We start from the raw sequence: 22,678 nt of genomic DNA, 5'->3' as shown, positions 1-22,678 counted from the left end.
CCCCATGCCCGACGCCTATCTGCCCGCCACCGAGTTTCTATCATCCATCGATGAGGACTGGCGCCGCCACATCGCCGCCATCGGCCCTTGCCTGCATCAGCCCCATGCGGCTCGCGATCCTTATGAGTCGCTGGTGCGGGCGATTGCCTACCAGCAACTGCACGCAAAGGCCGGGGATGCGATTGTCGGTCGGCTACTGGCGTTGTTTGGGACGGGCGCGTTCCCGAGGCCGGAACAGATTGTCACGACCGAGTTCGATCAACTTCGCAGTTGCGGGTTTTCCGCCAGCAAGATCGCGACCATTCAGGGCATTGCCCAAGCGGCGCTGGGCGGTGTGGTGCCGGATTACGCCACGGCACTGGCCATGGATGATGAAGCCTTGATCGAGCGCTTGATCACGCTGCGTGGGGTTGGGCGCTGGACGGTTGAGATGTTGCTGATCTACAGCCTGGAACGGCCGGATATTTTGCCGGCCGATGATTTCGGTGTGCGTGAGGGATATCGTCGGATGAAGGGGTTGGAGGTACAGCCCAATCGCAAGCAGATGATTGAGATCGGGCTGGGGTGGCGTCCGTTTCGGACGGTGGCGGCGTGGTATTTGTGGCGTGTTCCAAAGCCGCCTGCTCCAGTCATAGCCCCGACTTCAACCGACTGAACGCCCGAATCAAAGCCCGGTTAAACGCCTTGCCATTGTCATTCTTGCTATACAACGAAGCCCTCACCTCAGCCGACGGATACGTCCCCGGATCATTGCGAATCGCCGGATCAATCAAGCTGTCCGCCGCCGTAATCGCATTGGCGTAATGGATGGTGTCCGTGATCGGCGCAATCACCTCCGGCGTCATCAGATAATCCATCAACGCCAGCCCCGCCTGAGGATGAGGCGCATCCTTGGGAATGACCATCGCGTCGAACCAGATCAACGTGCCCTCCTTCGGTATCCGATAACTCAGCTTGAACGGCTTGTTTGCAGCCTCGGCCTGTCCCGCGGCGATGGCCACATTGCCGTTCCACGACATCGCGACGCAGGTGTTGCCATTGGCGAGGTCGCTGATGTTCAGGTCATTGTCGAAGTAGCGGATGTAGGGCCGGATTTTCGCCAGTTGCTGTTCGGCCCGCTTCAGGTCATCGAGGTTCTGGCTGTTGATGTCCAGCCCCATGTATTTCATGACCGCGGCGAACACTTCGTTGGGATCATTGAGCAAACTGACCCCGCAATCGGCAAATTTCGACACCACCGCCGGGTCGAACAGCATCGTCCAACTGTCCCGTGGTGCGTCGGGCAGGCGCTGCTTGATCGCCTCTTCCTGATAACCGACGCCAGTGGTGCCCCAAGCGTAGATCCCGGCGTAGCGATTACCCGGATCGAACGCCGCCATGTGCTGGCGGAACTCATCACCCACGCCGGCAAAATGCGGCAGCTGTTGCGGATTCAGGGCTTGAATCGCACCGCTCTGGATCGCCCGGGACAAATGCTGGCCGGCGGTTAGCACCAGGTCATAGCCGCTGCGGCCGGTGAGTAGTTTGGTCTCGACGGTTTCCAGGGAGTCGAAGTGGTCGGCCACCACGTGGATGCCGGTTTTCTTCTCGAAATTGGTCAGGGTGTCCGGGGCCAGGTACTCGCCCCAGATGTACAGATTGACCACCGGTTTGGCGGTGTCGGCGGCCTGCACACACAGGGGTGCGAGCACCAGCAGTAATGCTTGAGTCAGTTTGTGCAGGCCCATTTTCAAACTCCCTTTTTGTTGCAGGCACTGCCTGCGTACTGCGGCATGGTGATGCACGCGACGTTTCCGCCGCCGAGGAGGACTTCCCGGGAGTTTTCGATACCGACGATTTTGTGTTGCGGGAACAGTTCGGCGAGGGTCGCTTGCGCCGTCTGATCATGGCGATCGCCAAACAGCGGCACGACGATCGAGGTGTTTCCGGCGTAGTAGTTGATGTACGACGCGCAGATTTTGGTCCCGGCCTGACGGGTGTGCGTGCTGTCTTGCTGATCCAGGCCTTCGGCTTCCTCGGCGGTCCATTCCAGCACATCTGGTTGCGGCAGCTTGTGCACTTTCAGCTCGCGGCCACGGCTGTCGCGGGTGCTGCGCAGAATGTCGTAGGCCTCCTGGTAGATTTCCCATTGCGGGTCATCGCGATTGTCGGTCCATTGCACCACCACTTCACCGGGGCGCACGAAGCAGGCGAGATCGTCGACATGGCCGTCGGTTTCGTCGAATTTACAGCCCCGTGGCAGCCAGATGATTTGCTCGGCGCCGAGGTAATCGGTCAATCGCCGGGTGACTTCGTCCTTGCCCAGGTGCTGGTTACGGTTGCGGTTGAGCAGGCATTGTTCGGTGGTAAGAATGCTGCCCTGGCCGTCGCTCTGGATACCGCCCAGTTCGGCAATCAGCGGCGCGCGGTAGCGGTCGAACCGTTCGATTTCGAGGATTTTACTGGCGATCTGATCGTCCTTGTCCCACGGGTAGTACAAGCCGCCGTCGAGGCCGCCGTAAGCGTTGAACTCAAAGTCCACGCCGCGCACCTCACCGCTGTCGTCGTTGACCACAAAGCACGGGCCACTGTCACGGAACCAGGTGTCGTTGCAGGTCATTTCCACCACCCGCACTTGCGACGGTAATTGGCGACGGGCGGTGGCAAACTGCGCGGCGGAGGCGCACACGGTGACCGGTTCGCTTTGGGCAATGGCGGTGACGATTTGCACCCAGACTTTCTGCGCAGGCTTGGCGCCATTGCGCCAGACGTCGGTGCGCTCCGGCCAGCCGAGCCAGCAACCGGACTTGGTTTCGAATTCGCCGGGCAAACGGAAACCATCGAGTTTGGGGGTGGAGTCGAGCAGACGTGCCATGGTCAAACCTCATCAGCGGGGATTGGAATGACCACAGGCTACGGTCGCCGGCGCCCTCCTCGCCAACGATGATTATTTCGGAATACTTGAATTCAATTCATCAATCGATCAGCTGATCGTTGAACCATTCCAGCATCTGCGCCACTGCCGGGCGCTCCAGCCGCACCCGCTCACACACCAACGCATATTGGCCGAGTGCAGTCATGCTGGAGGTGAACGGCCGGACCAGACGACCACTTTGCAAATCCTCCTGCGCGGTCAAGTTATCGCCCATGGCCACGCCCTGCCCTTGTGCCGCCGCTTCCAGCGCCAAACCCGCATGGGCGAAATACAGCTGCCGTTCGGGGCGCTGATCACCGGCATGGCTGGTGAGCCAGGCAGTCCAGGTCTTGCCGTCCTGATCGTCGTGCAGCAAGCAGTGACGCGCCAGATCCTTCGGGGTTTTCAACGTGCCCTGGTTGAACAGGCCAGGGCTGCACACCGGGAAGAACTGCAATGCCGGCAACGGCCTGACGAAGTACGCGCTGCTGTCCACCGGACCGGTGCCGTAGGTGATCGCCAGGTCGATGTCTTCGCCCGGCGCCGTGGCGTCGATCGGTTGTTCGTAGAGGTGCAGGGTGATGTGCGGATAGCGTGCGTAAAAATCCGTCAGGCGACTCATCAACCACTTTTGCGCCAGCTCGGCAGTTACCGCCAGGCGCAACACCGCCAGCGATGACGGGTCACGCAGCTCATCGCAGGCGTCGCCAATCAGCTCGAAGGCCTGCTGCAGGCTTTGCATCAGGCGCCCGGCGGCCATCGTCGGGCGAATCTGCCGGCCTTCTCGGATGAACAACGTCACGCCCAATTGCTCTTCGAGCTGGCGAATCTGGTGGCTGACCGCACTGTCGGTGACGCACAACTCCGCCGCCGCCCGACCGAAATGGGCGTGACGGGCGGCGCATTCGAAGGTTCTGAGTGCTGCCAGGGAGGGTAGTCGTCGCATGATCAAGGTCCCGATTTCGAGGCGCCATGCTGACCCGGCGGACAGTGGGCGTCCAGCGGGACCGTTTATTTGTTGGTCTAGGCTGTCATGGATCGGGTCAAGCCCTGTCGGAGGTTCCCATGCAGCTCGAAGGTTCCTGCCATTGCGGCGCAGTGTCGTTCAGTTTGACCAGCGCCCACCCCTACCCGTATCAGCGTTGCTACTGCTCGATCTGCCGCAAGACCCAGGGCGGTGGCGGCTACGCGATCAACCTGGGTGGCGATGCCGGCAGCCTGAAGGTGCGCGGTCGCAAGCACATTGCGATTTATCACGCACGACTCAAGGAAGAAGGTGATAAACGCGCCCACAGCAGCACCGCCGAGCGGCATTTCTGTTCTCTGTGTGGTTCAGGCTTGTGGCTGTTCAGCCCGGAATGGCCGGAGCTAATTCACCCGTTTGCCTCTGCCATCGATACCTCGCTGCCGGTGCCGCCGGAACACACGCATTTGCTGCTAGGTTCCAAGGCGCCGTGGGTGGAAGTCGAGGCGCATCCTGGGGATCAGCAGTTCGACGTCTATCCCGAAGAATCCATCGCCGAGTGGCATGAGCGCTTGGGTTTGAGCCGCTAAGCCCGTGCTGGCACACCGCTGTGGAAACGAAACTCCACGTCTGGCGACTCGATCAGCTCTCGCTCGGCGGCGCGAACCTTGTCGATCACCTGGGCGATGTCCTTGGCCTCTCCGTACTGGTAGGCCAGTTTCAGGTAACCCTGGAAATGCCGGGCCTCGCTTTTCAGCAGACCGAAGTAGAACTTGCCCAACTCTTCGTCCAGATGCGGCACCAGCGCCTCGAAACGCTCGCAGCTACGAGCTTCGATAAAGGCGCCGACCACCAGGGTGTCCACCAGTTTGACCGGCTCGTGGCTACGCACCACTTTGCGCAGGCCCGAGGCGTAGCGCCCGGCAGACAGCTGACGCAGCTCGATCTTGCGCTTTTTCATCAGGCGCATGACCTGTTCGTGATGCACCAGCTCTTCCCGGGCCAGACGCGACATCAGGTTGATCAGATCGACGTGGGAGTGATACTTGGCGATCAGGCTCAACGCGGTACTGGCGGCCTTGAATTCACAGTTTTTGTGATCGATCAGCAGGGTTTCCTGATCGGCCAGCGCGGCTTGAACCCAGCCATCGGGGGTGCGGCAGCCGAGGAACTCGTGAATTTCGGGAAGGATCATGGGGCTCACGGATAAGAGGTCAAATCGAAGGGCGCCGATTATACCGGCCTGCCGGCAGACCACCAGTCGCGACCGTTGATATACATCAAGTCCCGAATAGCCAGCCAGCAACTATAGTTGTCCAACGCAATATTTTTTACTTCATGGAGATCCCGATCATGCAAGCCATTCGCAGCATTCTGGTGGTCATCGAACCTGAACACTCGGAAAGCCTGGCGCTCAAACGGGCCAAGCTGATTGCCGGCGTGACCCAGGCTCATCTGCATCTGCTGGTCTGCGACCGCAAGCATGACCACAGCGGCATGTTGGGCGTGCTCAAGGCCGCCCTGATCGAGGACGGCTACAGCGTCACCACCGAGCAGGCCTGGAACGAAAGCCTGCACGAAACCATCGTCGATGTGCAGCAGGCTGAAGGTTGCGGATTGGTGGTCAAACAGCATTACCCCGACAGTCCGCTGAAAAAGGCCCTGCTGACCCCGGCGGACTGGAAACTGCTGCGTTACTGCCCGACGCCGGTGCTGCTGGTCAAAACCTCGAAACCCTGGACCGGCGGCGTCATCTTGGCGGCGATCGATGTCGGTAATACCGATGGTGAACACCGCACCTTGCACGCGTGTATTGTCGATCACGGTTACGACATTGCCAGCCTGGCCAAGGCCCATTTGCACGTGGTCAGTGCCCATCCGTCGCCGATGCTGTCCGCGGCCGACCCGACGTTGCAGCTCAGCGAAACCATCGAGGCGCGCTATCGCCAACAGTGCAAGGCGTTTCAGGCCGAGTACGATATTGATGACGAGCACCTGCATATCGAGGAAGGTCCGGCGGATGTGTTGATTCCGTTCATGGTCCACAAACTGCAGGCGGCGGTGACGGTCATCGGTACCGTGGCTCGGTCCGGGTTGTCAGGGGCGTTGATCGGGAATACGGCGGAGGTGGTGCTGGATGCGGTGGAGAGCGATGTGCTGGTGCTGAAGCCGGATACGATCATGGATCATCTGGAGGAGATCGTGACCCAGCATTAAGCAAGATCAAAAGATCGCAGCCACGGCAGCTCCTACATGAATCGCATCCCTCTGTAGGAGCTGCCGAAGGCTGCGATCTTTGACTTTAAAAATCAGCCGCCGAAGGCATCCCTGAGAAAGCCAGGTGCAATGTAGCGCTGGTAATGCGCCTCGGAGAGTAAAAAGAACTCCCGATCAATGGCGTCTCGCAGTTCCGGCAGGTTCCAGTCGCGAAACTCCGGCATCAGCACCATTCCGTAGGCTTCCAGGTTGTTGATGACCCGCGCGCCCCGGGCGATCAACTGATACGCCCAGCAATATTCCGACTGATGCGGCACAAAGCGGATCTTGCGCTGCTCCAGCTGCAGACGCAGGCGCTGGGGATCGAAAATCTCCAGCTTGCTGGCCATCACCTGGGACAGCAGCAGCTCAAGACGCAGCCACACCGCACGCTTTTCCTCCTCGTTGTAACCATTCCAGTTGATCACTTCATGGTGGAAACGCTTGCAGCCACGGCACACCAAATCACCGTAAACAGTGGAGCAGAGGCCGACGCAGGGGGTCTTGATGGTCTGATTGGGCATAGGTTGGGAGAGCACGGGAAAGCAGAACAGGTCGGCATGTTAGCCCTTTGTCTAACATTCATCACCCCTCAAAGTTCAGGGCCTAACTTACCTTTAATTTTTTTTTACCGTAGAATCAGCCAGCCTTTTAAGGCGCCAATGTCCGTTAGAAGCTGTTTTCAAAGCGTCACGAGCACAGTCGTTCCTTCAGAGCGGTGTTGGCGAAGGGTTTTTCCAGCGGGGAAAAGCCCAACGCCAACCCTCATCAGCTCCCCGTTCTGCAGGCGTAAAACTTTGAAAGCAGCTTCTGTAAGGAATTGTCGGTAATTCTGGCTAAGTGGCCCACAACGCCACGCAGCGCATGAGTACGGCAATTTCGGGATGAGCGTCCCGGACACCCATTTGGGACCACTGATGAGGGTAATAACTGTGCTTGAAGCCTACCGCAAACATATCGAAGAGCGTGCAGCACTGGGTATCGTTCCCCAGCCGCTTAACGCCGAACAAACTGCAGGCCTGGTCGAGCTGCTGAAAAATCCCCCGGCTGGCGAAGAAGCCTTCCTCGTTGACCTGATCACCAATCGCATTCCGCCAGGTGTGGACGAAGCAGCCTATGTAAAGGCCGGTTTCCTGTCTGCCCTCGCTAAAGGCGAAGCAAAATCCCCTCTGATCGACAAGAAACGCGCTGTTGAACTGCTCGGCACCATGCAGGGCGGCTACAACATCGTGACTCTGGTCAATCTGCTGGACGACGCCGAACTGGCGCCAGTCGCTGCCGAAGAACTCAAGCACACCCTGCTGATGTTCGACGCTTTCCACGACGTCGCTGAAAAAGCCAAGAACGGCAACGTTCACGCCAAAAGCGTACTGCAATCCTGGGCTGACGGCGAGTGGTTCAAAAACCGCCCTGTCCTGGCCGACAAGATCAGCCTGCGCGTGTTCAAGGTCACCGGCGAAACCAACACCGACGACCTGTCCCCTGCTCCGGACGCCTGGTCCCGCCCGGACATCCCGCTGCACGCCCTCGCCATGCTGAAAATGGCCCGTGAAGGCATCGTGCCTGACGCCCAGGGCGTCACCGGTCCGATGAAGCAGATCGAAGAAATGCGCGGTCAAGGCTTCCCTATCGCCTACGTCGGTGACGTGGTCGGTACCGGTTCTTCGCGTAAATCCGCCACCAACTCGGTGCTGTGGTTCTTCGGCGACGACGTTCCGTTCATCCCGAACAAGCGTGCTGGCGGTTTCTGCTTCGGCAACAAGATCGCTCCAATCTTCTACAACACCATGGAAGATGCTGGCGCACTGCCAATCGAATTCGACGTCACCAACATGAACATGGGCGACGTGATCGACCTGTACCCGCATGCTGGCAAAGTCTGCAAACACGGCACTGACGAAGTCCTGACCACCTTCGAAATGAAGACCCCCGTGCTGTTGGACGAAGTTCGTGCTGGCGGCCGTATCCCGCTGATCATCGGCCGCGGCCTGACCGATAAGGCCCGTGCCGAATTGGGCCTGGGCCCTACCGATCTGTTCAAACTGCCTGAAGCACCTGTCGACACCGGCAAGGGCTTCACCCTGGCACAGAAAATGGTCGGCAAGGCATGCGGCCTGCCAGAAGGCAAAGGCGTTCGTCCAGGTACTTACTGCGAACCGAAAATGACCACCGTCGGCTCTCAGGACACCACCGGTCCGATGACCCGTGACGAACTGAAAGACCTGGCGTGCCTGGGCTTCTCGACCGATCTGGTAATGCAGTCCTTCTGCCACACCGCGGCTTACCCTAAGCCGATCGACGTGACCACCCACCACACCCTGCCAGACTTCATCATGACCCGCGGCGGCGTTTCCCTGCGTCCGGGCGACGGCATCATCCACAGCTGGCTGAACCGCATGCTGCTGCCGGACACCGTCGGTACCGGTGGTGACTCCCACACCCGTTTCCCGATGGGCATTTCGTTCCCGGCCGGTTCCGGTCTGGTAGCGTTTGCCGCAGCCACTGGCGTTATGCCGCTGGACATGCCGGAATCGATCCTGGTGCGCTTCAAAGGCAAAATGCAACCGGGCGTCACCCTGCGTGACCTGGTTCACGCCATTCCTTACTTCGCGATTCAGGCTGGCCTGCTGACCGTCGAGAAGAAAGGCAAGAAGAACGCCTTCTCCGGCCGCATCCTGGAAATCGAAGGCCTGGACAACCTGAGCATCGAGCAAGCTTTCGAGCTGTCCGACGCCTCGGCCGAACGTTCGGCTGCCGGTTGCACCATCAAGCTGTCGAAAGAGTCGATCACCGAGTACCTGAGCTCCAACGTCACCCTGCTGCGCTGGATGATCGGCGAAGGCTACGGCGATGCGCGTACCCTGGAACGTCGTGCTCAAGCGATGGAAGCCTGGATCGCCAACCCTGAGTTGATGGTTGCCGATGCTGACGCCGAATACGCTGAAATCATCGAAATCGACCTGGCCGACATCAAAGAGCCTGTGCTCTGCGCGCCAAACGATCCGGACGACGCCCGTCTGCTGTCCAGCGTTGCTGGCGAGAAGATCGACGAAGTGTTCATCGGTTCGTGCATGACCAACATCGGCCACTTCCGCGCTGCCGGCAAGTTGCTGGAACAAGTCAAAGGTCAGCTTCCAACCCGTCTGTGGCTGTCGCCGCCGACCAAAATGGACGCTCACCAGCTGACCGAAGAAGGCTACTACGGCATCTACGGCAAGGCCGGCGCGCGCATGGAAATGCCGGGCTGCTCGCTGTGCATGGGTAACCAGGCACGTGTAGAGCCGAATTCGACTGTGGTGTCGACGTCGACCCGTAACTTCCCGAACCGTCTGGGTGACGGCGCGAACGTCTACCTGGCTTCGGCCGAGCTGGCGTCTGTTGCTTCCATCCTGGGTCGCCTGCCGACCGTCGAGGAGTACATGGAATACGCTGGCAAGATCGACAGCATGGCGGCCGATGTTTACCGCTACCTGTCCTTCGACCAGATCGCCGAGTTCCGTGAAGCTGCTGCGAACGCCAACATCCCGGTCGTTCAAGCCTAACGCTGCAACGCAATAAAAAACGCCGCCCATCGTGAGATGAGCGGCGTTTTTTTATGCCTGTGAAAGGTACCCTTTTGACTGAAGCGCTTGTTGCACAGCACCGTCGACACTCAAGCCACTGAGTATCACCTGCGCGAGTTCCTGCGACGGCAACAGAGAGAGCACCGCCTTGGCCTGGTGTTTGAGCCGCGCCAGAATCAGCAGCTTGTCCTCGGCTCTCACTTGCATAATGAACGCTTCCAGCGCCTCGATGCTGGTGCCATCCAGGTCGGGAGACTCCTCCAGACTGAGAATGATCGTATGAATCGGCGGTGATGCATGCCGGGCCAGGCGCAGTGCACCGCCCAGAACGCGCTCCACGTTTGCAAAAAACAGCGCCTCGCTCGGCCTGACAATCAGCACACCGGGAATCTCGCTGGCCTGGGGATGGCGTTGCACATCGACATATTCATGACCACCGCCCATTTGCCCCAGCACCTGAATATCCGCCGATGACATCTGTTTCAACATCAGCACGACACTGATCACCACCGCCACCAACAGACCGTCCAGTACCCCCAGCACCAGCACCGCCGCCACCGCGCAAATCACCAGCAGACGGTCGCGGCGCCAGATGAAATAGCGGCCCAAGGGCTGCAGGCTCAAGCCGCGCGCCAATGCATGAATGACGATGGCCGCCAGCACCGGCTCGGGGGTCAGGGCAATCCAGGGCAACACCGTCAAGACGATGAGCAACACCACCCCCGCCGCTACCGCGCCCGCCAGACGCGAGCCGGCACCCGCCGCCTCATTGGCCGACGTTGCAGAGTAACCGGCGCCTGCCGGCATGCCATGGAACAGTCCCGACAGCAGATTGGCTGCGCCGAGTGCCAGCAAATCGCGGTTCGAGGACACACGGTCGCCGTGCTTGAGCGCAAACGAGGTGATCGATCCGTAAGACTCGGCATACAGAATCATCACCATGGCAAACGCCAGTTCGCCCAGGCGCAGCCAGTCGGTAAACGGCAGCACAGGAAGGCGCGGCACCTCCAGGCTCAAGTCGATCACGCCAATCAGTTTCACCCCATAAGCGGGCAAGTTCAGCCATTGACCGGCCGCGATGCCAAGCGCCACCACCAGTAAACCTCCTGGCAAACGCCTGACCCGCGAGCACAGCCACAGCACCAGCAAGGACACCGTCGCCACGAGGGCGCCGGCCCGGTTCCACTGCGGTAATTGCTCAAGCAGTTGCGGTAAGAAACGGATCAGGTTGCCATTGCTCAAGTGCACATCGACGATGCTCGCTACTTGCTTGAGGATGATCGTCACTGCCAAGCCGAAGGCAAAGCCTCGCAGCACCGGTTTGGCAATGAACGACGTCACGCTGCCGAGTTTGAACAGTCCGGCCAGCAGGAAAAAACCACCCGTCACCAGCACCAGACCGATCGCCAGGGTCATGCGCAGGCCCGAGTCACCATTGGCCAACGTGGCTGTGGCGGCGGCCAGTACCGCCGCCGAAGACGACGTAGCAGAAACGATGGCAAAGCGACTGGTGCCGAACAGCCCGTAGCACAGCAGACCGGCAAATAACGCAATGACACCCGCCTGTGGCGGCAACGCGGCAATGCTTGAATAGGCGACCGCCTCGGGCAACAACAAACCGGCGATCGACAACCCGGCCAACACATCCAGCCAACGGTTGGGCCTATCGGCACGGGGTTGCGCCGATGCGCCGTGAGCCTGAGCCATGAAGCGTCTCCAGAGAAAGATAGACTGGCCGGGGAAAGTCCTCGGCAAACGCTCTATGACGCGTTTATGCAAACTCAAGCTTAATCGCTAAGTGCACGGAATGTCGGCTCTGGGTCAGGTGTTGAGCGTTTTCAACGCAATAAAAAACGCCGCCCATCGTGATGATGAGCGGCGTTTTTTTATGCCTGATCGGTCAGGCAGTCAGCGAATAGATCAACGCCGAAATCGCCACCAGGCCCACCGCCGTCACGAAGACATTGGAAGCCTGACCGCGATAACGCGCCATGGCCGGCACCTTGCGGATTGCGTACATCGGCATCAGGAACAGGATCGCGGCGATGATCGGGCCACCCAGGGTTTCGATCATCCCGAGAATGCTCGGGTTCAGCGTGGCAACGATCCAGCAGACCACCAGCATGAAGGCGGCAGTCATGCGATCCAGGGTCTTCGGTGCGGGGCGCTTGCCACTCTTCACGATCAGACCTTTAAGACCTTCGCTGGCGCCGATGTAGTGGCCCAGGAACGACTTGGAAATGGCCACAAACGCAATCAACGGTGCCGCGAAGGCGATGGTCGGGTTGCTGAAGTGGTTGGCCAGGTACGACAGGATCGACAGGTTCTGCGCCTTGGCTTCAGCCAATTGCGCAGGCGACAGGGTCAGCACGCAGCTAAAGACGAAGAACAGCACCATCACCACCATCAACGCGTGAGCGCGGGACAGGATCTGCGAGCTACGCTCTTCGGCGTGATCGCCATAACGACGCTTCTGGTCCACCGCGAACGCCGAGATGATCGGCGAATGGTTAAACGAGAACACCATCACCGGAATCGCCAGCCACAAGGTGTGCAGCAGTGCCGACGGTTCTGGCAGCGTCGACGCGGTGGCGAGGATGCCGCCGTTCCAGTGAGGAATCAGGAACACCGCGAGGAACAGCAGCGCAACAATGAACGGATAAACCATCAGGCTCATAGCCTTGACGATCGCCTGCTCGCCGCAACGAACCACCGCCAACAAGCCGAGGATCAGCACCAACGACAGCACGGCGCGCGGTGGCGGCATGATGTGCAGTTGATGCTCGAGAAAACTGCCCACGGTGTTGGTCAGGGCCACACTGTAGATCAACAGGATCGGGAAGATCGCGAAGAAGTACAGCAAGGTGATCAGCGCGCCAGCCTTGATCCCGAAGTGCTCTTCCACGACTTCAGTGATGTCCGCGCCTTCGCGTCCGGACAACACAAAACGTGTCAGGCCACGGTGTGCGTAAAACGTCATAGGGAACGCCAACACCGCCAGGACCAGCAACGGCCAGAAGCCGCCCAGACCCGCGTTGATCGGCAAAAACAGTGTGCCAGCCCCAATGGCCGTGCCAAACAGGCCCAGCATCCAGGTGGTGTCATGGCGATTCCAGCTCTCAAGCGTCGCTGGTGCCGCCGATACATAGCGTTCGTCGACGCTATTGGCCTGGTCATTCATCCGGTGGGATCTCCGCATTCCGGTCAGTTGCTACCCGGTCAGGACGAGTCGGAAAAATCCGACAGGCAGCGCCCTGGCCGAAACAGGGGCGCGATTGTCCGGGATTAATGAGCAGAAGCAAAGACTTAGCTGAGGAGTGGTTGTGCGGATCAGATCCTCCGGCATCCTCTATTAAATAGATGTTTTAAAAAATCTATTTAATAGAGGATTGGTGTCATGTAATTTCGACCCTGACTGCTGACCGGCAGCCCCTACTTGCGGAGCCCTCCCATGCCACTCGTTCGCGTCGACATCAAAAAGCATCAAGACCCGACTTACGCCAAACGTGTCGGGCAATTGATCTACGCCGCCATGCACAGCGCCATTGGCGTGCCGGAAAACGATAATTTCCAGATTCTTGCCGAGCACGACGAACAGCATTTCATCTTTGATCCAGGCTATCTGGGCATCAATCGCACCGACAATCTGGTGGTGATTCAGATCACCCTGAGCGAAGGCCGCACCATCGAGCAGAAAAAACTCCTCTACAAAACCATCGCAGAGAGCCTTAACGCGGAACTGGCGGTGCGGCTGGAAGATGTGTTCATCAATCTGGTGGAAGTAAAAAAAGAGAACTGGTCCTTCGGCAATGGCATAGCCCAATACGCCAGCTGATTTCTACCTTTTATGTACCTGTGAGCCGCCAATGCCCCGAGTCTCCCGTAAACAAGCCGAACTCAACCGCGAGATCATCGTCGAGGCCGCCACGCGTCTGTTTCGCGAACGCGGCCTGCACGGGATCAGTGTCGTCGATGTGATGGGCGCGGCCGGCCTCACCCATGGCGGCTTCTATGGTCACTTCGAATCCAAGGAAGCGCTGGCGCAAGAGGCGTGCAGCCGGGCGTTCACCCAATCCATGGAACGCTGGAAGCAGAAAATAGAGGCTAACGACGACAACCTCTCGGCTCGCGAGAACATCATCGCGCCCTACCTGTCCGCGGCCAATCGCGATAATCCGGGTGAAAGCTGCCCGGTGACCGCGTTTGCCGGCGACATGTGTCATGAAGCCGCTGAAAGCGGATTGCACCAGACCTACACCCAAGGGCTGGAGGCATTGTTGCAGATGCTGGCACCGCTGATGGGCGCGGATCAGCCCGACACCAATCGGCAAAAAGCGTTAGTGGACTATTCACTGATGGTCGGCGCCCTGACCCTGGCCCGTGCAACGAGGGGTGACGCCTTGTCCGATGAAATTCTCGACGCAGCCCGGACGTTTCTCACCTACACCGGAGCTGCCGGCCCGGTCGATCATCGAACACCATAACGCGACGTTGAACGGTGCATTCGCAAAGGTGTTGAACGCCGTGGATATGTAAGAGCTACGGAACGCTTCTACACTGAGGTCGCAGGCCCCAAGCCTGCTATCTTTGGTAAATGCCAAACCGTTGTGCAATCAATACTTTGAAGCAACGTTTTGAAGCAACTTTCGAGCCCCGACTTTCCGATGCTTACAGGAGCCCAGCATGCCCGCAACCGTTCTGGTACTGGTTGAAACCATCAATGAGTACCTGCCGATTCTCGAACATCAGGGTTTTCACCTGATTCTGGCTCCCACACCTGCCGAGCGCGCAGATGCCATCACACGGTATGGCGCGCAGATCGATGCGGTGCTGACCCGCGGCCCATTGGGCCTGTATGCCGACGAAATCACCGCCCTGCCCAATCTCAAGATCATCTGCGTGATCGGCGCCGGCTACGAACACGTCGACCTGCAAGCCGCCGCCAACCGGGGCATTACGGTCACCAATGGCGCCGGCGTCAATGCCTCTTCAGTCGCCGACCATGCCATGGCGATGCTGCTGTCGCTGGTGCGTGACATTCCCCGTTGCGACGCCGCCGTGCGCCGGGGTGAGTGGCCGAAAATCATGCGCCCTTCCCTGGCGGGCAAGCACTTGGGCATCCTGGGGCTCGGTGCGGTCGGAATGGCCATCGCCAAACGCGCCGCCCACGGCTTCGACATGACGGTCAGTTACCACAACCGCCAGCATCGCAGCGATGTGCCGTACAGCTTCTGCTCGACGCCCACGGAACTGGCACGGAAATCAGACTTTTTGATCGTCGCCACCCCCGGCGGCCTGGGCACCAAACACCTGATCAACCGACAAGTACTCGACGCCTTGGGCCCCCAGGGGTTCATCGTCAACATCGCCCGAGCCAGTGTGATCGTCACCACAGACCTTATCAGCTCGCTTGAGCAGCGCAGGATTGCCGGCGCTGCGCTGGACGTCTTCGACACAGAACCCCAGGTACCCAATGCCTTCAAGACGTTGGCCAATGTGATCCTCACCCCGCATGTCGCCGGTTTGTCCCCGGAAGCCACTCAAGGCACCGTGGAGCTGGCAGGTCGCAATCTGGTGGCGTTCTTCACCGGCGATCCGGTATTGACCCCGATTGCCCTGCCATCGTCGACGAGCATGATCTGACCACCATTCAAACAGGTGTATCAAAAACAATGATTGCCCGGCAACACGCTCACCTATAAGGGCGTTTCGTGGTTGTGGGTGTCGGGTGTGCGCATTAGATTAGCCAATAGTCTCAGGCCTCCAAAATAAGCAGAAGGGATAAGCATGGCGCTTACTGACCAGTCCACCCGTATCCGCACCGGCGAAGAACTCGATGCCAGCCTGATCGATCCGTACCTCAAGGCCCACATTCCGGGCCTGAGTGGTTTGCCGCAGATCAGCCAGTTCCCGGGCGGCGCGTCGAACCTCACCTACTTGCTGGAATACCCCGAACAGGAGTTTGTGCTGCGTCGGCCGCCCTTTGGCCACAAGGCCAAGTCCGCCCACGACATGGGCCGCGAATTTCGCATCCTCAATCAGCTTCGTGATGGTTTTCCGTACTGCCCCAAAGCCTATGTGCACTGCACTGACGAATCGGTGATTGGCGCCGAGTTCTATGTGATGGAACGGGTCAACGGGATCATCCTGCGCTCCGAACTGCCGCCGGAACTGGGTCTGGATTCGGCGAAAACCGAAACGCTGTGCAAGAGCTTCATCGACAAATTCGTTGAGCTGCACCGGGTCGACTACAACGCCTATGGCCTGGGCGACCTTGGCAAACCCGAAGGCTATGTCGCGCGGCAGATCAAAGGCTGGAGCGATCGCTACGAGAAAGCACTGACGCCGGACGCGCCGAAGTGGGAAGCGGTCAAAGCCTGGCTCAACGACAAGATGCCGGCCGATCACCCGACCTCCAGCATCATCCACAACGATTACCGCTTCGACAACGTGATCCTCGACCCGAACAACCCGATGGACATCATCGGCGTGCTCGACTGGGAACTGACCACCCTCGGCGACCCGCTGATGGACCTGGGCAACACCCTCGCCTACTGGATCGAAGCCGACGACCCGGCACCGGTGCAATTGATGCGCCGCCAACCGAGCCACGCCCCGGGCATGCTGACCCGCCGCGAGTTCGTCGATTACTACGCCGAGCGTTCAGGCATTCAGATCGACAACTTCGACTTCTACTACACCTACGGCCTGTTTCGCCTGGCCGGCATCGTGCAGCAGATCTATTACCGCTTCTTCCATGGTCAGACCCAGGACAAACGCTTCGCACAGTTCATTCACATGAACAAACTGCTGGAGCAGATGAGCCTGCAAGTCATTTCGAAATCCGGCCTCTGATCGCCCGGCTCTGATTACCTTCCCTGGCCCCAGTAACAAGGAAAAACCATGTCCAAGACTCAGTTGTTCGACCTCGACGGCAAAATCGCATTCGTGTCCGGCGCCAGCCGTGGTATCGGTGAAGCCATCGCCAAACTGCTGGCCCAGCAAGGCGCCCACGTCATCGTCTCGAGCCGCAAACTCGACGGCTGCCAGCACGTGGCTGACGCGATCATCGCCGCCGGTGGCAAAGCCACTGCCGTTGCTTGCCACATCGGTGAAATGGAACAGATCAGCCAGGTCTTCGCCAGCATCCGCGAACAGTTCGGGCGCCTGGACATCCTGGTCAACAACGCGGCGACCAACCCGCAGTTCTGCAACGTACTGGACACCGATCTCAGCGCTTTCCAGAAAACCGTCGACGTGAACATCCGCGGCTACTTCTTCATGTCGGTGGAGGCCGGCAAGCTGATGCGCGATAACGGCGGCGGCAGCATCATCAACGTCGCCTCGATCAACGGCATCTCGCCGGGGATCTTCCAGGGCATCTACTCGGTGACCAAAGCGGCGGTCATCAACATGACCAAAGTGTTCGCCAAGGAATGCGCGCAGTTCGGCATTCGCTGCAATGCGCTGCTGCCAGGCCTGACCGACACCAAGTTTGCTTCGGCGCTGGTGAAGAACGAGGCTATTTTGAACACCGCATTGCAACAGATTCCGCTCAAGCGTGTGGCGGACCCGAGTGAAATGGCGGGAGCGGTGTTGTATCTGGCCAGTGATGCGTCGAGTTACACCACTGGGGTTTCATTGAATGTGGACGGTGGGTTCTTGTCCTGATCCGATTTACCGGATGAACAAAAGGCAGCCTTAGGGCTGCCTTTTTTTTTGCCCACGATAACGAATTTTAATTCTGCCATTTGCAAATAAGGAATTTTTATTCCATTAATAGCCCCTCCTGAAAACAAAATCCCAAAAGGACCCCGGCTATGCGTGAACTCGGTATCGGACTCATCGGCACAGGTTTCATGGGCCGCGCCCATGCCTTGGCGTTTCGCAACGTCAGTGCGGTTTTCGAACTGCCCCTCAATCTCAAACTCGCCGCCCTGGCCGATGCTGATCCGCAGCGTGCCCGCCACTGCGCCGATGCCTGGGGTTTCGACACCGCTCATAGCGACTGGCAACAACTGATCGATGACCCACAGGTCAATCTGATCGCCATCACCACGCCCAATCACCTGCATTACCCCATGGCCATGGCCGCCCTCGCCGCCGGCAAACCGGTGTATTGCGAAAAGCCGTTAGCGGTGAATCTGGAACAGGCCGACGCCATGCGTCTGGCGGCGAAAGCGGCGGGTGTGGTGACGCGGGTGGGTTACAACTATCAGCACAACCCGATGATCGTGCTCGCCCGGCAGCTGATTGAAAACGGCGACTTGGGTCAGATCATCAGTTTCCAGGGTGAATTCAGCGAAGACTTCATGGCCGATCCCGCGTCACCCTGGTCCTGGCGTTGCGATGCCGATCATGCCGGTGGTGCACTGGCCGATCTGGGCAGTCACTTGTTGGCCATGGCCCGTTATCTGGTGGGCGATGTCGAGGCAGTGAGCGCCGACACCCAGACCGTACACCGGCAACGTCCCGCCACGGCTGGTAGTCCGGAGCAACGCAGTATCGCCGTCGACGATCAGGTCCACGCCTTGTTGCGGTTTGCGAATGGCGCCCGGGGCACGTTCAGCAGCAGTTGGCTCAAGCACGGCTACAAGAATCACCTGAGCTTTGAAATCAGCGGCACCCGGGGGACTTTGGTGTTCGATCAGGAACGCCTGAACGAGCTGCGACTGTTTCGTGCCGGTCAGGACGGTTTCCAGCGCTTGCTGGCAGGGCCGAATCTGCCGGGTTATGCGGCGTTCAGCCCGGCGGCAGGGCATCAGCTCGGCTACAACGAACTCAAGACACTGGAAGTCCATGATCTGTTGATGGCGCTGGCAGGCTTGTCTCAGGGTGGAACAGATTTCGAACAGGCGTGGGAAGTCGAACGCCTGGCGACGGCCATTCGACTGGCAGCGCACGAATCGCGGTGGGTCAAGATCGAGGAAGTCTGAGCGAAACGCACAGATACCCGCCAGCAGCGCAGCGCCGCTGGCGGTTCAACGTGAGCAGATGGACGCTTACTGAGTGACGCAACGAGTGAGCGTCGTTTCCCGGGTCACCTGCCCTTCAGCTCGTATATCGCCTTGCACATCGGTGTTTTCAGTGGAATTGCAGGTGCGCACAGGGGGTGGAGGCGGCGCAGCGGGAGGTGGCGGTGGAGGACTCGCACAACCACCCAGAATCGCTATCCAGAATGCGAACGACAGTGTTGTAAAAATGCGTTTCCCAAGACTTTTCATAGGTTGACCCGCGGTAAGTGATCGACATATTTCCGCGACCCCAACTGCTTCACCGCGAACCCGCGGACCGGTCACAGAAAAAATACTCTCGTATTCTTTATACGACCGCCGGCAAATCCCGACAGTTCCTAGGACGTCTCGCGACGATGCAACGTGTTGCTCTCAAGCTCATAACGCAGTTCTTCGATCAACGCTGCCACCGCCTCCCGCGTTCTGAGGTTGGCCACGCTTAACCCACTGACCACCAGATCCACCTGACCCGACACCGGATGATAGAGCTTCACCGTCAGTGAATGATCACCCGTAACATTGCAGTCACAGGCCAACGGCGAAAAGCTCCGCTCCAGTTGCATACGCAATTGCGCCACATAAATCATCCGGCAGTTCCTGTCGCTGTTTTGAAAGGGACGCGATACCCGAAGACCTGTATCGCACCCTTACAGCCTAAGAACTGCCGCGCCCGGCCAGAACATCAATTTGCACCCCCTCGATTAGTGCATTTGCACCTAACGCTGGGCCTTGGGCCGCCACTCGCTGGAGAACAAACCGCGCTCGCGAGCCCAGACAATCGCCTCGCTACGGCTGTGAACGTCGAGCTTGGAATATACCGTCGACACATGGTTGCGCACCGTGTTGGGTGCGAGTTTGAGCCGCGCGGCGATTTCCTTGTCGGCCAGGCCTTCGCAGATCAGGCCGAGCACATCGCGCTCGCGGGCAGTCAGGTCGGTGAAAGACACGCTAGGTAACTGCGGTGAGTTGACGTTTTTCACGTTAGCGAGTTTCTCGATGAGCGTGCGGCTGAACCAGGAGGCGTCCTTCATGACCTCTTCGATTGCCGACACCAACTCCAACTCAGTGCGTTTACGCTCGGTAATGTCCATCAACACCAGCAGGTAGCAGGGACTGTCCTGAATGTTCACGGTGTCGGCCGAGACCGCGCAATCAATCAGCCCCGCGCCTTTCTTGCGTACCCGAACATCGACACGATCCACGCTTCCGGTTTTTTCCAGTGCCGCAAACAGTCGCGCGCAGGCGCCTGTGTCATCGATAAAATCGATCTGCGCCACCGATTTGCCGAGCACTTCTTCACTGGAATACGCGAGCGTATCGAGGAAGGCTTCATTGACGTCCATCACCACCTGATCGCCGGCGTTGCACACCAGGATCGGCACCGGGGTCAGTCGAAAAGCCTTGGCGAAACGTTCCTCGCTCTGGCGCAGGGCGACTTCGGCCTTATGCCGAGGCTCGATGTCCACAAAGGAAAACAGCATGCAGGCTTCGTCGTTCAGCTCAAGGGGCTGGCCGGCGACGATCACCTGTTTGCTGCCACCTTCGCGTAACTGCAACTGAGCCTGCATTTGCGGAATGGTTGCCCCTTCGCGCAACCGCTGCTTGGCCAGGTCTTTGTTTTCGGCCCCCTCCAGCACGTCCAGTTCATAGGTCGAACGGCCGATCACCTGATCACGGGCATGGCCGGTCATCTCCAGGAAGCCCGGATTGACTTTGATGTAGCGCAAATCGCTTAGGCGACAGATCACCGCCGGGGCTGGGTTGGCATTGAAAGTTTTTTCAAAACGCTGTTCGGCGCTGGCCCACTCCGTGACGTCGTTCATGATCAACACCAACGACTCCGGCTCGCCAGCGCTGTCGGCCAATACCATGCTGCGCACACTGTGGACCCATGTGCGCTCCTCGTCCGCCGGTGTCACCTCAACCAACACATCACTGAAGGACTCGCCTCGGGCAACGCGGCTGATCGGATAATTGTCGGCCTGAACCGGGTGATTATTGCGATAACGCAAAGCGAAGCGCTTGGCGTACTCCTTGGCATTCGCCCCCAGTTCGCTGAGTTGCCCGACGCCGTGCATGGCCAACGCGGCATCATTGGCCCAGAGAAGGGTCTGGTCGAGCTCCAGCAGAATTACCCCATCGGACAGGCCGGCGATGATCTGCTGCAACTGACGGCGATTGGTTTCAGTGGTCAGGACGTCCTGGCTCATTGGATCTCCACGCGTACGGCGGCGCATTCATGCGCCGCCCTGTGAAGATTACGACCGCGGGGGGGTGGGATAGTGCAGCAAACATCACCTACATCACGCCCCCCCTTGAGCTGAGCTTGCTCGCGAACAGGCCATCATCTTCAACATCTCTATTGACTGATCCGCCGCCTTCGCGAGCAAGCTCAGCTCAGGTCTTCACCCGTGGTCAGCCTGGCGGCCGGCGTTGCAATGGCAATGGCAATGGCAATGGCAATGGCAATGGCAATGGCAATGGCGGCACGGTCGGCCTCCAGCCATTTGATGAACAGCTCTTGCACGACATCCTCGGCTTCGGCGCGGGAGCCGAGGATGCGATACGCCAGACCGAGCAAAAAGGGCCGCCGCTGCTCGAACACAGCGGCGGCGTTTTCAGCGGAGATCATCAATCAGTGCCTCGACACCTGCAAACGGTTCCACAGGTTGATCATGCCGATCTCGGCCGTCAAGGCACCGATTTGCGCGTCGTTGAAGTGCTCGCGCAAGTCACCGCGCAAGCTGGCGTAATCGGTCTTTTCGTCGAGTACGGTCAGGGCCTCGGTCCAGGCCAGAGCGGCGCGTTCGGATGCGCTGAAATCACTGACGTGACGCCAGACGATCAAGCGGTCCAGCCGTTCGTTGGTTTCATTGGCTTCACGGGCCTCGCGGGTGTGCATCTTCACGCAGAAACCACATTGGTTGATCTGTGAGGCGCGCAGGTGGTTTGTGACGCGCCGATAACGGCTTTGATCTTTTAGTCGTAGAACCTTTTCGCGGCGGCTGCCCTAAGCTCAAGTCAAAGAGTGATTTAATGCTGTCCCTTTACTGCCTGGAGAGTTGCCATGATGCTGGATACGCTGCACTTCACGCCTTGGTCCGCGTTGGCAGGAGGTGCGTTGATCGGCTTGGCGACGAGCGTGATGGTCGTGGCCAATGGACGGGTCGCCGGGATTAGCGGGCTACTCGGCAGTCTGCTAGCGCCAGGTGATTCGGGGAGAGGCGAAAAAGCCTTATTCATCCTCGGACTGTTGGCGGCCCCCCTGTTGTGGGCGCTGTTTCAGGTGTGGCCGACCATTGAATTCAAGACCGGTACCGTGGGGCTGATCATCGCCGGATTGTGTGTCGGGATCGGCACCCGTTATGGCTCTGGTTGCACCAGTGGCCACGGTGTGTGCGGTATCTCGCGGCTTTCACCACGCTCCATCGTCGCGACGTTGAGCTTCATGTTCGCAGGCTTTGTGACCGTGTTTGTCCTACGCCATCTGTTGGGGTTTTGAACATGAAAAAACTCACGGCTTTCCTTGCCGGCCTGTTGTTCGGCATCGGCCTGCTGTTGGCCGGCATGGCCAACCCGGCCAAAGTGCTGGGATTTCTCGATATAACCGGTGTGTGGGACCCCTCTCTGGCGCTGGTCATGATCGGGGCGATTACCGTGGCCTGGGTGCCGTTTCACTGGGCCATGAAACAATCCAAGTCGTTGCTGGGGGCGCCAATGCAGTTGCCGGTCAGTCGTGAACTGGATCGACGCTTGATCGGTGGCAGCCTGCTGTTCGGGGTCGGTTGGGGCATTGCGAGCATCTGCCCCGGGCCGGCGCTGGTGCTGTTGCCGACGGGGTATTGGCAGGCGTGGGTGTTTGCAATCGCGATGCTGGCGGGGATGTTGATATTCAGCATGTTGCAAGCGCGTCGTTAAGTCGCCTCGCCAGGTCAATGTCTAGAGGTCGTAGCCTTCGGCGGCGCAGTCATTGCCGAAGGCTACGATT

21 protein-coding genes and 2 pseudogenes are annotated in these 22,678 nt (G+C 59.2%); 12 read left to right on the top strand and 11 right to left on the bottom strand.

The features are described 5' to 3' along the window. Window positions 1-4 precede the first annotated feature (4 nt). The gene (locus FQ187_RS17955) at window positions 5-655 is read left to right on the top strand and encodes a DNA-3-methyladenine glycosylase (RefSeq protein ID WP_149630507.1); all 651 of its coding nucleotides are present in this window, start codon (window positions 5-7) and stop codon (window positions 653-655) included. Here the strand turns inward: FQ187_RS17955 and FQ187_RS17950 are convergent. From FQ187_RS17950 to FQ187_RS17940, 3 genes are all read right to left on the bottom strand, one after another. Beyond that, entirely contained in the window at window positions 630-1,727 is a 1,098-nt protein-coding gene (locus FQ187_RS17950) for an extracellular solute-binding protein (protein ID WP_149630506.1), read from the bottom strand. The genes FQ187_RS17955 and FQ187_RS17950 overlap by 26 nt on opposite strands. A gap of 2 nt (window positions 1,728-1,729) precedes the next feature. After that, entirely contained in the window at window positions 1,730-2,854 is a 1,125-nt protein-coding gene (gene aguA / locus FQ187_RS17945; protein ID WP_149630505.1) for an agmatine deiminase, read from the bottom strand. Window positions 2,855-2,954: 100 nt separating this feature from the next. After that, complete coding sequence (locus FQ187_RS17940; RefSeq protein ID WP_149630504.1) at window positions 2,955-3,839, bottom strand: LysR substrate-binding domain-containing protein; 885 nt, start codon at window positions 3,837-3,839, stop codon at window positions 2,955-2,957. A gap of 119 nt (window positions 3,840-3,958) precedes the next feature. Here FQ187_RS17940 and FQ187_RS17935 point away from each other — a divergent pair, with 119 nt between their 5' ends. Continuing rightward, window positions 3,959-4,447, top strand: a complete 489-nt coding sequence (locus FQ187_RS17935; protein ID WP_149630503.1) for a GFA family protein — start codon at window positions 3,959-3,961, stop codon at window positions 4,445-4,447. On the opposite strand, the gene FQ187_RS17930 is transcribed toward FQ187_RS17935, so the two are convergent. Continuing rightward, window positions 4,444-5,052 (bottom strand): tRNA-(ms[2]io[6]A)-hydroxylase, encoded by a 609-nt coding sequence (locus FQ187_RS17930; protein WP_149630502.1) that lies wholly within the window; start codon window positions 5,050-5,052, stop codon window positions 4,444-4,446. The two genes, FQ187_RS17935 and FQ187_RS17930, sit on opposite strands and share 4 nt — an antisense overlap. A gap of 158 nt (window positions 5,053-5,210) precedes the next feature. Here FQ187_RS17930 and FQ187_RS17925 point away from each other — a divergent pair, with 158 nt between their 5' ends. Then, window positions 5,211-6,074 (top strand): universal stress protein, encoded by an 864-nt coding sequence (locus FQ187_RS17925; protein ID WP_149630501.1) that lies wholly within the window; start codon window positions 5,211-5,213, stop codon window positions 6,072-6,074. Window positions 6,075-6,166: 92 nt separating this feature from the next. On the opposite strand, the gene FQ187_RS17920 is transcribed toward FQ187_RS17925, so the two are convergent. After that, a complete protein-coding gene (locus tag FQ187_RS17920; protein ID WP_149630500.1) occupies window positions 6,167-6,637 on the bottom strand; it encodes a DUF1289 domain-containing protein in 471 nt (156 codons plus the stop codon). Between the two features lie 408 nt (window positions 6,638-7,045). On the opposite strand from FQ187_RS17920, the gene acnB reads away from it, so the two are divergent. Next, the gene (acnB, locus tag FQ187_RS17915) at window positions 7,046-9,655 is read left to right on the top strand and encodes a bifunctional aconitate hydratase 2/2-methylisocitrate dehydratase (protein WP_149630530.1); all 2,610 of its coding nucleotides are present in this window, start codon (window positions 7,046-7,048) and stop codon (window positions 9,653-9,655) included. Between the two features lie 51 nt (window positions 9,656-9,706). Here acnB and FQ187_RS17910 read toward each other — a convergent pair whose 3' ends face one another. Beyond that, complete coding sequence (locus tag FQ187_RS17910) at window positions 9,707-11,383, bottom strand: SulP family inorganic anion transporter (RefSeq protein ID WP_149630499.1); 1,677 nt, start codon at window positions 11,381-11,383, stop codon at window positions 9,707-9,709. Window positions 11,384-11,576: 193 nt separating this feature from the next. Further along, entirely contained in the window at window positions 11,577-12,857 is a 1,281-nt protein-coding gene (locus FQ187_RS17905; RefSeq protein ID WP_033054568.1) for a serine/threonine transporter, read from the bottom strand. Window positions 12,858-13,127: 270 nt separating this feature from the next. Between FQ187_RS17905 and FQ187_RS17900 the strand changes: the two genes are divergently transcribed. From FQ187_RS17900 to FQ187_RS17870, 6 genes are all read left to right on the top strand, one after another. Beyond that, a complete protein-coding gene (locus FQ187_RS17900; RefSeq protein ID WP_008149859.1) occupies window positions 13,128-13,511 on the top strand; it encodes a tautomerase family protein in 384 nt (127 codons plus the stop codon). A 31-nt stretch (window positions 13,512-13,542) separates the two neighbouring features. Then, the gene (locus tag FQ187_RS17895; protein ID WP_149630498.1) at window positions 13,543-14,160 is read left to right on the top strand and encodes a TetR/AcrR family transcriptional regulator; all 618 of its coding nucleotides are present in this window, start codon (window positions 13,543-13,545) and stop codon (window positions 14,158-14,160) included. A gap of 199 nt (window positions 14,161-14,359) precedes the next feature. Continuing rightward, entirely contained in the window at window positions 14,360-15,319 is a 960-nt protein-coding gene (locus tag FQ187_RS17885) for a 2-hydroxyacid dehydrogenase (RefSeq protein WP_149630497.1), read from the top strand. Window positions 15,320-15,463: 144 nt separating this feature from the next. Beyond that, window positions 15,464-16,531, top strand: coding sequence for a phosphotransferase family protein (locus FQ187_RS17880; RefSeq protein WP_149630496.1), 1,068 nt, complete (start codon window positions 15,464-15,466; stop codon window positions 16,529-16,531). Window positions 16,532-16,579: 48 nt separating this feature from the next. Continuing rightward, window positions 16,580-17,347 carry an SDR family oxidoreductase gene (locus FQ187_RS17875; protein WP_149630495.1) on the top strand — a complete coding sequence of 256 codons (768 nt, stop codon included), beginning with the start codon at window positions 16,580-16,582 and terminating at the stop codon, window positions 17,345-17,347. Window positions 17,348-17,496: 149 nt separating this feature from the next. After that, complete coding sequence (locus FQ187_RS17870) at window positions 17,497-18,612, top strand: Gfo/Idh/MocA family protein (protein ID WP_149630494.1); 1,116 nt, start codon at window positions 17,497-17,499, stop codon at window positions 18,610-18,612. Between the two features lie 416 nt (window positions 18,613-19,028). Here FQ187_RS17870 and FQ187_RS17865 read toward each other — a convergent pair whose 3' ends face one another. From FQ187_RS17865 to FQ187_RS17850, 4 genes and pseudogenes are all read right to left on the bottom strand, one after another. Beyond that, window positions 19,029-19,277, bottom strand: a complete 249-nt coding sequence (locus FQ187_RS17865; protein ID WP_149630493.1) for a DUF1652 domain-containing protein — start codon at window positions 19,275-19,277, stop codon at window positions 19,029-19,031. A gap of 129 nt (window positions 19,278-19,406) precedes the next feature. Next, on the bottom strand, window positions 19,407-20,900 hold the full coding sequence (locus tag FQ187_RS17860) for a PAS domain S-box protein (protein WP_149630492.1): 1,494 nt from the start codon (window positions 20,898-20,900) through the stop codon (window positions 19,407-19,409). A gap of 200 nt (window positions 20,901-21,100) precedes the next feature. Continuing rightward, window positions 21,101-21,322 (bottom strand): annotated as a pseudogene (locus FQ187_RS17855) (sigma factor); the annotation flags it as partial. Between the two features lie 3 nt (window positions 21,323-21,325). Continuing rightward, window positions 21,326-21,637: pseudogene (locus tag FQ187_RS17850) on the bottom strand (carboxymuconolactone decarboxylase family protein); the annotation flags it as partial. A 120-nt stretch (window positions 21,638-21,757) separates the two neighbouring features. Here FQ187_RS17850 and FQ187_RS17845 point away from each other — a divergent pair. Beyond that, on the top strand, window positions 21,758-22,192 hold the full coding sequence (locus tag FQ187_RS17845) for a YeeE/YedE family protein (RefSeq protein WP_149630491.1): 435 nt from the start codon (window positions 21,758-21,760) through the stop codon (window positions 22,190-22,192). 2 nt (window positions 22,193-22,194) lie between these two features. Then, window positions 22,195-22,608, top strand: a complete 414-nt coding sequence (locus tag FQ187_RS17840) for a DUF6691 family protein (RefSeq protein ID WP_149630490.1) — start codon at window positions 22,195-22,197, stop codon at window positions 22,606-22,608. Window positions 22,609-22,678 lie beyond the last annotated feature (70 nt).

Source organism: Pseudomonas sp. ANT_J28 (assembly GCF_008370005.1).
GTDB classification, from domain to species: domain Bacteria; phylum Pseudomonadota; class Gammaproteobacteria; order Pseudomonadales; family Pseudomonadaceae; genus Aquipseudomonas; species Aquipseudomonas frigoris.
Note: the sequence above shows the minus strand (reverse complement) of the source record. Positions and strands in the feature narration are given on the sequence as shown.